Genomic DNA, 9,533 nt, shown 5'->3' on the forward strand with positions numbered 1-9,533 from the left:
GTTTTGGCGGGGGGGGGGGGGGGGGGGGGGGGTGGGGCACCCGCGCCCACAAAGGGTTAATGGGGGGGGCCCGGGGGGGGGGTCGGGGGGGCCCGCGACCCAAACGCCCGCAAACACAGACGTTCAATTTCCAATAATTCAATGCGGACGTAATTGCGCATGAATCTGACGTGAAAACGACGGGACGGACACCTCCGCACAAGGTGTCCGTCCCGTCTCTTTCGGATCCGGGACCGCCGTCCGCCGGTGAGGGTTCGGAAGGGATGACCGACGGCGGTCCCGGGGGCTTCACGGGGCCCTCGGGCCCCTCGGGGGGTCAGCGGCTGTCGCTGCCCTTCGCCTCGGCGGCCGCGCGGCCGGCCTCCAGACGCGCCACCGGGATCCGGAACGGCGAGCAGGAGACGTAGTCGAGGCCGACCTCGTGGAAGAAGTGCACCGACTCCGGGTCGCCGCCGTGCTCGCCGCAGACGCCGAGCTTGATGTCGGGGCGGGTGGCCCGGCCGGCCTGGACCGCGGAGCGGACCAGCGCGCCGACGCCGTCCTTGTCGATGGTCTCGAAGGGGCTGACGCCGAAGATGCCCTTCTCCAGGTACGCGGTGAAGAAGCTGGCCTCCACGTCGTCGCGGGAGAAGCCCCAGACCGTCTGGGTGAGGTCGTTGGTGCCGAAGGAGAAGAACTCGGCGGCCTCGGCGATCTGGCCGGCGGTGACGGCCGCGCGGGGCAGCTCGATCATGGTGCCGAGCGCCAGCTTCAGCTCCACGCCGGTCTCCGCCACGACCTCGGCGATGACCTTCTCGGCGTCCTCGCGGACGATCTCCAGCTCCTGGACGGTGCCCACGAGCGGGATCATGATCTCGACGCGCGGGTCACCCTTGGCGTCGATCCGCTGGGCCGCGGCCTCGGCGATCGCCCGGACCTGCATGGTGAACAGGCCGGGGATGACCAGGCCGAGGCGGACGCCGCGCAGACCCAGCATCGGGTTCTGCTCGTGCAGCCGGTGCACGGCCTGGAGCAGGCGCAGGTCGTTCTCGTGCGGCTCCTTGCGGGACTCGGCGAGGGCGACGCGCACCGACAGCTCGGTGATGTCGGGCAGGAACTCGTGAAGCGGCGGGTCAAGCAGGCGGACCGTGACCGGCAGGCCGTCCATGGCCTCGAAGAGCTCGACGAAGTCGGTCTTCTGGAGCGGCAGCAGGGCCTTGAGGGCGTCGTCGCGCTCGGCGTCGGTGTCGGCCAGGATCAGCCGCTCGACGTACTGGCGGCGCTCGCCGAGGAACATGTGCTCGGTGCGGCACAGGCCGATGCCCTGGGCGCCGAAGCGGCGGGCGCGGGAGGCGTCCTCGGCGTTGTCGGCGTTGGCGCGGACGCGCAGCCGGCGGACGCGGTCGGCGTAGGCCATGATCCGGTGGACGGCCTGGACCAGCTCGTCGGCGTCGTCGGCGCCGGCGTGCATGCGGCCCTCGAAGTACTCGACGACCGGGGACGGTACGACGGGTACCTCACCGAGGTAGACCTTGCCGGTGGAGCCGTCGATGGAGACGACGTCGCCCTCCTCGATGACCGCGCCGGAGGCGGTGGTCATGCGGCGGCGCTTGGTGTCGACCTCCAGCTCCTCGGCACCGCAGACACAGGTCTTGCCCATGCCGCGGGCGACGACGGCGGCGTGCGAGGTCTTGCCGCCGCGCGAGGTCAGGATGCCCTCGGCGGCGATCATGCCGTCCAGGTCGTCCGGGTTGGTCTCGCGGCGGATCAGGATGACCTTCTCGCCGGAGCGGGACCACTTGACGGCCGTGTACGAGTCGAAGACGGCCTTGCCGACGGCCGCGCCCGGGGAGGCGGCGATGCCGCGCCCGATCTGCTCGACCTTGGCGTCGTCGTCGAACTTGGGGAACATCAGCTGCGCGAGCTGGGCGCCGTTGACGCGCTGGAGCGCCTCGGCCTCGTCGATCAGGCCCTGGTCCACGAGCTGGGTCGCGATGCGGAAGGCGGCACCGGCGGTGCGCTTGCCGACGCGGGTCTGGAGCATCCAGAGCTGACCGCGCTCGATGGTGAACTCGATGTCGCAGAGATCCTTGTAGTGGGTCTCCAGCGTCGACATGATCTCCATGAGCTGGTCGTACGACGTCTTGTCGATCGACTCGAGGTCGGCCAGCGGCACCGTGTTGCGGATGCCGGCGACGACGTCCTCGCCCTGCGCGTTCTGGAGGTAGTCGCCGTAGACGCCGGCGTGACCGGAGGCGGGGTCGCGGGTGAAGGCGACGCCGGTGCCGGAGTCCGGGCCGAGGTTGCCGAAGACCATGGAGCAGACGTTGACGGCGGTGCCGAGGTCGCCGGGGATGCGCTCCTGGCGGCGGTACAGCTTCGCGCGGTCGGTGTTCCAGGAGTTGAAGACGGCCTCGATGGCGAGGTCCATCTGCTCACGCGGGTCCTGGGGGAAGTCGCGGCCGGTCTCGGCCTTCACGATCTTCTTGAACTGCTTGACGACCTTCTTGAGGTCGGCGGCGTCCAGGTCGGTGTCGCTGGCGACCTTCTTCGCGGCCTTGGCCTCGTCGAGGGCCTCCTCGAAGAGCTCGCCGTCGACGCCGAGGACGGTCTTGCCGAACATCTGGATGAGACGGCGGTACGAGTCCCAGGCGAAGCGCTCGTTGTCGGCCTGGCGGGCGAGGCCGGCGACGGACTCGTCGGAGAGGCCGATGTTGAGGACCGTGTCCATCATGCCCGGCATGGAGAACTTGGCACCCGAGCGGACCGAGACCAGCAGCGGGTCGTCCGCCTGGCCGAGCTTCTTGCCCATGGTCCGCTCAAGGGCGTCGAGGTGGGCCGTGACCTCGTCGCGCAGGGCGACGGGCTCCGAACCGGACTCGAGGTAGACCTTGCACGCCTCGGTGGTGATCGTGAAGCCCGGAGGGACCGGGAGGCCGAGGTTGGTCATCTCGGCGAGGTTGGCCCCCTTGCCACCGAGCAGGTCCTTCAGGTCCCTGTTGCCCTCGGTGAAGTCGTACACGAACTTCTGATCATTGTTTTCCGACACGGGTCTCGACTCCTCGACGACTCGGTTGGCTGCCCTGACGGCGAGGAACATACCCAGATCGAAGGCTTCTGGGGAGGTACGCCTACCGGTCACACGGTCGTAACCACCCGTCCGCCCCCACTTCGAAAGTTACCGAGGCGAAGCTTCCGCATTCACGCCCCGAAGCCCGCTTGACCCAATCCAGGGACAACATGCTCAGATGAGCAGCTTCACCGCCCATTTGCGTTCAACTCTTAAACACAAATGGGGTGGCACCCAGTGCCACCCCTTCAAGCCGTACACCCCTCCGCAATATGCTCATCTGAGCACCACCCCCCTCAGGGGTGGCGAGGATCACTCGCTCAGTCGGCCGAAAATCTCAGCCCCCGGACGTGTCCAGCTCGGCGTCCTCGCTCACTCCGGCGCAGTCGTAGGGGTCCTTCAGCCAGCCGTCCGGCAGGACGACCCGGTTGTTTCCGGACGTACGACCCCGGGGGCCGTCCGCCCCGACCGGCCACGGCTGGTCCAGGTCGAGCTCGCTCAACTGAGCGCGCAGCTCGTCCAGGGAGGAGGTGATCGCCAGGCGCTTCCGCATCTCCGAACCGACCGCGAACCCCTTCAGGTACCAGGCCACGTGCTTCCGGAAGTCGATGACACCGCGCGACTCGTCGCCGATCCACTCGCCGAGCAGCGTCGCGTGCCGCACCATCACCTCCGCGACCTCCCGCAGCCCCGGCGTCCGGTACCCGCCGGTGCCCTCCAGGCCCGCCACCAGGTCCGCGAACAGCCAGGGCCGGCCCAGGCAGCCGCGGCCCACGACCACGCCGTCGCAGCCGGTCTCGCGCATCATCCGCACCGCGTCGTCCGCCGACCAGATGTCGCCGTTGCCCAGCACCGGGATCTCCGGCACGTGCTCCTTGAGCCGCGCGATCGCGTCCCAGTCGGCCGTACCGCCGTAGTGCTGCGCCGCCGTCCGCCCGTGCAGGGCGATCGCCGTCACGCCCTCCTCGACCGCGATCCGGCCCGCGTCCAGGTACGTGATGTGGTCGTCGTCGATGCCCTTGCGCATCTTCATCGTGACCGGCAGCTCGCCCGCGTTCGTCACGGCCTCGTGGAGGATCGCGCGCAGCAGCGGCCGCTTGTACGGCAGCGCCGAGCCGCCGCCCTTGCGGGTCACCTTCGGCACCGGGCAGCCGAAGTTCAGGTCGATGTGGTCGGCGAGGTCCTCGTCGACGATCATCCGCACCGCCTTGCCGACGGTGACCGGGTCCACCCCGTACAGCTGGATCGAGCGCGGCTGCTCCGTCGCGTCGAAGCGGATGAGCTGCATCGTCTTCTCGTTGCGCTCCACCAGCGCCCGCGTCGTGATCATCTCGCTCACGAAGAGGCCCTTGCCGCCGGAGAACTCACGGCAGAGGGTGCGGAAGGGGGCGTTGGTGATGCCGGCCATGGGCGCGAGCACCACCGGGGGCTGCACGACGTGCGGGCCGATGGAGAGGGGGGAGAACGCGGTCATGGGGCCATTGTCCCGCACCGGTGGAAGTGCCCGTCGGGCACCGGGGGCACGACCCTGCCCGGCACCGACCCCGGGTCCGGGTCCGGGGTCGGTGCCGGGTCCGGGGTCGGGGTCGGGTCCGGCACCGGTCCGGTCGGCACCGGCCGCTGGGGCCGCCGCATCGCCGGGCGCACCGCCCGCGCCCCGGCGCCGGAGGCCGCTCAGGCGGCGGCGAGGGCGCCCTCGGCCTGATCCCGGACCACCAGCTCCAGGAGCCGGGCGCAGCCGGCCCGGGTCTCCTCGTCCAGCGGTACGTAGGTGACGAGGACGGGTCCCGCCGAGGGCCCGAGCCACAGGTTGGTGTGGTCGAAGCGGAGCGGCCCGACGAGGGCGTTGCGGATCACCTTGGTACGGCCGCCGGGGGCGACCACGTCGTGCCGGGCCCAGATCGCGCGGAACTCCGGCGAGGCCGCCTCCAGCCGCTGGACCAGCCGCTTCCAGGCGGGTTCGGCGAGGTGCTCGGCCATCTGGGCGCGCAGTTTTCCGGCGAGCAGGGCGATCAGCTCGGGCAGGTCGGTGACGGCGGCCCGGAACCCGGCGTCGGTGCAGGCCAGCCAGAGGGTGTTGCGGTCCTCCGGGGGCAGCGCGTCGAGGTCGCGGAAGAGGCGCCCGAAGGTGCGGTTGTGGGCGAGGAGGTCGAAGCGGCTGTTCTGGACGGCGGCGGGCACCGGCTCCAGCTGGTCGAGGAGCGCGCGCACGGCCGGGGTGACGGCCGCGGAGGGCGTGCCGGGCGCGGGGTCGGGGTGTCCGGCGAGGGCGAAGAGGTGGGCGCGCTCGGCCGGGTCGAGGAGGAGGGCGCCGGCCAGGGCGTCGAGGACCTGCGGGGAGACCCGGATGTCCCGGGCCTGCTCGATCCACGTGTACCAGGTGACGCCGACGGCGGAGAGCTGGGCGACCTCCTCGCGGCGCAGGCCGGGGGTGCGGCGCCGGCGGCCCCGGACGAGGCCGACCTGTTCGGGGGTGATGCGCTCGCGCCGGCTGCGCAGGAAGTCGGCGAGTTCCCGCCGCCGGGCGTCGGGTCCGGGCGTCGCGACGATGCTCATGGTTCCAGCCTGCCCGCCCGGGGAGCCGGGTGCCAGGCACTCCTGGTACCAGGATGAGGAGGCTCTGGTACCAGGGAGGCGGGGCGCCGATCGTCGAGGTGTGACCACGACCACGCCCTCCTCCTCCCGCGCTCCCTCGGCCGCGCCACCGGCCCTCGGCCCCCTCGGCCTCCTCACGATCCTCCTGGGGGCGGCCCTGCCCCTGGTCGACTTCTTCGTCGTCAACGTCGCCCTGCCGTCGATCGGGCACGAGCTCGGCGCGGGCGAGGCGCTGCTCGAATCGGTCGTCGCCGGGTACGGCCTGGCGTACGCGGTGCTGCTGGTGCCGGGCGGCCGGCTGGGCGACCTCTTCGGGCGCCGCCGGCTCTTCCTGGCGGGCCTGTCGGCCTTCGGCGCGACGTCCCTGCTCTGCGGGGTGGCCCCGACCGGCTGGGCCCTGGTCGCGGCGCGGGTGGCACAGGGTGCCGCGGCGGCGCTGATGCTGCCGCAGGTGCTGGCGACCCTTCATTCCTCGACGACGGGCGCCCGGCGCGCGAAGGCGCTGGGTCTGTACGGGGCGACCAACGGGCTCGCGTTCGCCGGCGGCCAGATCCTGGGCGGTCTGCTGGTCGCGGCGGACGTCGCGGGCCTCGGCTGGCGCGCGGCCTTCCTGGTGAACGTGCCGGTGGTGCTGCTCGCGCTGCCCCTGGCGCTCCGCACGGTGCCGGAGACCCGGGCGTCGGCCCCGGCCCCCCTGGACGTACGGGGCGCGGTGCTGCTCGCCGTCGGCCTCACCGCGCTGCTCGCCCCGCTGACACAGGGCAGGGCGGCGGGGTGGCCGCCGTGGACCTGGTGCGCGCTGGCGGCGGTCCCGTGGGTGGCCGTGGTCTTCTGGCGCGCCGAGCGGCGGACGGAGCTGCGGGGCGGCGCCCCGCTGGTCCCGCCGTCGCTGCTCCGCCTCGCGCCGCTGCGCCGCGGTCTGGTCCTGGTGCTGCCCCTGTCGGGCGGGTTCGGCGGCTTCATGCTGGTGGTCGCGGTGGCACTCCAGCAGGGCCTGGCGCTGGGCCCGGTCGCCTCGGGCGCGGCCCTCGCCCCGATGGCGCTGGCCTTCTTCGCCGCCTCGCTGGCGGGTCCGCGGCTGGTGTCCCGCTGGGGCACCCGGGTCATCCCGGCGGGCGCGGTGGTGCAGGCCGCCGGTCTCGGGATGCTGGCCTGGACGGCGGCGCGCTCCTGGCCGGACGTCACCCCGTGGACGCTGGCCCCGGGCATGGCGGTGGCGGGCCTCGGCCAGGGCCTCCAGCTGCCGGTGCTCTTCCGGGTGGTCCTCGCCGAGGTCCCGGCGGAGCGCGCGGGCGTGGGCGGCGGGGTGATGGTGACGGCCCAGCAGTCGGCGCTGGCGCTGGGCGTGGCGACGCTGGGCTCGCTCTTCCTGACCCTGTCCACGACGGCCTCCGTGGGCACGGCCCTGGCCACGACCCTGCTGGTCCAGCTGGCCCTGGCCCTCCTCACCGGCCTCTACGCCCTCCGCCTCCCGAGGACGGCGGTCTGAGACGAGGAGCCCCGGCGCGGGGCGGAGGGCCGGAGCGCGGCGGGGAGCCCCGGGCGCACGGCGAAGGGCCCGGGGCACCTCAGAAGCCCCGGCGCACGGTAAAGGACCCGGCACCGCAAAAGCCCCGGCGCACGGCGAAGGGCCCGGGTCGCGGCGATCGCGGCCCGGGCCCTTCGTTCGGGGGCTACTCCTCGGAGGTGTCGGCGCTCTGGCTGCGCTCGCGCATCTTCTTCAGGAGGTCCTGCTTCCGGCTCTCCGCGGAGGCGCGGTCGGCGGTGCGGCCCTGTCCGGCGCCGTGCTGGTCGGCGCGGGACAGCTTCTTGCGCTGCCCTCCGACGCCGAGAAGGTTGTTACGGCTCTTGGCCATGGGGTTCTCCCCTTCGGTGAGGTGTGCGGTGGTCGTCGGTCCGCCGGAGCGGCGCCGCTCTCACTCGTAGATCGGGAGGTGTGCGTGCATGCCCGCACGGTAGCGGGGCGGTTCGGGCCGGTGCACCCGGATTTCCCGGGCCCCATCCTCAGGGAATGACAAATATTGAAATCTGTCATCCCTCATGTCATGGTTGTACGGCACCCCTCCCCCCTCCCCTCAGGAGCCCGCCATGCTTCCCACCCGCACCCTCGGCACCACCGGCCCGGCCGTCTCCGCCCTCGGTCTCGGCTGCATGGGCATGTCCGCGCTGTACGGCGAGGCCGACCGCGCCGAGTCGATCGCGACGATCCACTCGGCCCTGGAGGCCGGCGTGACCCTCCTCGACACCGGCGACTTCTACGGGATGGGCCACAACGAGCTGCTCATCGCGGAGGCCCTGCGCACCGCCCCCGCGGGCCTGCGGGAGCAGGCGCTGACCAGCGTGAAGTTCGGCGCGCTGCGGACGGTCGAGGGCGGCTTCACCGGCTACGACGGACGGCCCGCGGCCGTGAGGAACTTCGCCGCGTACTCGCTCCAGCGGCTCGGCACCGGCCACATCGACGTCTACCGGATCGCCCGCGTCGACCCCGACGTGCCGATCGAGGAGACGGTCGGCGCCATCGCCGAGCTGGTCGAGGCCGGGCACGTGCGGCACATCGGCCTCTCCGAGGTCGGCGCGGACACCCTGCGCCGGGCCGCCGCCGTCGCCCCCATCGCCGACCTCCAGATCGAGTACTCGCTGCTCTCCCGGGGCATCGAGGAGAAGATCCTCCCGACCGCCCGCGAGCTGGGCATCGGCGTCACCGCGTACGGCGTCCTCTCCCGCGGCCTGATCAGCGGCCACTTCACCCGCGACCGGGCACTCGGCCCCGGCGACTTCCGCGGCATGAGCCCCCGTTTCCAGGGCGAGAACCTGCACCGCAACCTCGACCTCGTCGACCGGCTGCGGGCCGTCGCCGAGGCCAAGGGCGTCTCGGTGGCGCAGACCGCGATCGCCTGGGTCCTGGCCCAGGGCGACGACATCGTGCCGCTGGTCGGCGCCCGCACCCGGGCCCGGCTCACCGAGGCGCTGGGCGCCCTCGACGTGGTCCTGGACCCGGCCGACCGCGAGGCGATCGAGCGGGCCGTCCCGGCGGGCGCGGCGGCCGGCGAGCGCTACCCGGCCGCGCAGATGGCCCACCTGGACAGCGAACACTGACGGGTACTGTCCTTCCATGGCCGCCACCGACACCCTCACCGCCGAGCGCATCCTCGAAGCCACCGAGGAGGTGCTGCGGCGGTACGGGCCCGCGAAGGCGACGGTCGTGGACGTGGCCCGCGTCCTCGGCGTGAGCCACGGCAGTGTCTACCGCCACTTCCGCACCAAGGCGGCCCTGCGCGAGGCGGTCACCGAGCGCTGGCTGGAGCGGACCGTGGTCGAGCTCCGCCCGTACGCCGAGGGCCCCGAGCCCGCGGACGAGCGGCTGGGCGGCTGGCTGGGCCGCCTCTTCGCGCTCAAGCGCCAGAAGTCCGGCGGCGACCCGGAGCTGATGGCGACGTTCATGGTGCTCATCGGCGAGAACAGCGCGGTGGTCGACCGCCACGTGGAGCACCTGGTGGGGCAGATCGCCGGCATCATCGGCGACGGGGTCCGGGACGGGATCTTCGCGCCCCCCGCCCCCGACGTCGCCACCACCGCACGCGCCGTCTTCGACGCCACCGACCGCTTCCACGACCCGGCGCACGCCGCGGACTGGTCGACGCCCGGCATCGAGGCGGCCTTCGACGCCGTCGTCTCGCTGATCCTCAGGTCCCTGCGCACGGCCTGAAGATCATCCGGCCCGGACCTCCCCCTTCCCCGTCCGAAACCTTCCCGGCGCCTCCCCCACCGCATGACCTACGGCGCGCTCGGCGCGTGGACGGCCCGGTTCGGCAGGCGCCGGCAGGCCGGGGCCCGGCCCGAGGCCCGCACGCACGGCGAAAGCCCCCGGTCCGGAACACCGGACCGGGGG

General features: G+C 72.7%; 7 protein-coding genes. 3 read left to right on the forward strand and 4 right to left on the reverse strand.

Features of this window, described 5'->3' with window-relative positions; all coding sequences use genetic code 11:
• Positions 1 to 316: 316 nt before the first annotated feature.
• The 3 genes from ppdK to ACFQ8C_RS30790 form a co-directional block, all read right to left on the reverse strand.
• On the reverse strand, positions 317 to 3,028 hold the full coding sequence (gene ppdK / locus ACFQ8C_RS30780; RefSeq protein WP_383463803.1) for a pyruvate, phosphate dikinase: 2,712 nt from the start codon (positions 3,026 to 3,028) through the stop codon (positions 317 to 319).
• Positions 3,029 to 3,386: 358 nt separating this feature from the next.
• Positions 3,387 to 4,523, reverse strand: a complete 1,137-nt coding sequence (gene dusB, locus ACFQ8C_RS30785; protein WP_383463806.1) for a tRNA dihydrouridine synthase DusB — start codon at positions 4,521 to 4,523, stop codon at positions 3,387 to 3,389.
• A gap of 200 nt (positions 4,524 to 4,723) precedes the next feature.
• Positions 4,724 to 5,605, reverse strand: coding sequence for a helix-turn-helix domain-containing protein (locus ACFQ8C_RS30790; protein WP_383463809.1), 882 nt, complete (start codon positions 5,603 to 5,605; stop codon positions 4,724 to 4,726).
• A 100-nt stretch (positions 5,606 to 5,705) separates the two neighbouring features.
• Between ACFQ8C_RS30790 and ACFQ8C_RS30795 the strand changes: the two genes are divergently transcribed.
• A complete protein-coding gene (locus ACFQ8C_RS30795) occupies positions 5,706 to 7,133 on the forward strand; it encodes an MFS transporter (RefSeq protein WP_383463812.1) in 1,428 nt (475 codons plus the stop codon).
• A gap of 184 nt (positions 7,134 to 7,317) precedes the next feature.
• On the opposite strand, the gene ACFQ8C_RS30800 is transcribed toward ACFQ8C_RS30795, so the two are convergent.
• A complete protein-coding gene (locus ACFQ8C_RS30800; RefSeq protein WP_383463814.1) occupies positions 7,318 to 7,500 on the reverse strand; it encodes a DUF6243 family protein in 183 nt (60 codons plus the stop codon).
• A 232-nt stretch (positions 7,501 to 7,732) separates the two neighbouring features.
• Here ACFQ8C_RS30800 and ACFQ8C_RS30805 point away from each other — a divergent pair, with 232 nt between their 5' ends.
• Together ACFQ8C_RS30805 and ACFQ8C_RS30810 are read left to right on the forward strand one after the other, a co-directional pair.
• A complete protein-coding gene (locus ACFQ8C_RS30805; protein WP_383463817.1) occupies positions 7,733 to 8,740 on the forward strand; it encodes an aldo/keto reductase in 1,008 nt (335 codons plus the stop codon).
• 16 nt (positions 8,741 to 8,756) lie between these two features.
• The gene (locus ACFQ8C_RS30810; RefSeq protein WP_383463820.1) at positions 8,757 to 9,350 is read left to right on the forward strand and encodes a TetR family transcriptional regulator; all 594 of its coding nucleotides are present in this window, start codon (positions 8,757 to 8,759) and stop codon (positions 9,348 to 9,350) included.
• The last annotated feature ends 183 nt before the right edge of the window (positions 9,351 to 9,533 follow it).

It is taken from the genome of Streptomyces sp. NPDC056503, from assembly GCF_042794995.1.
Lineage (GTDB): Bacteria > Actinomycetota > Actinomycetes > Streptomycetales > Streptomycetaceae > Streptomyces.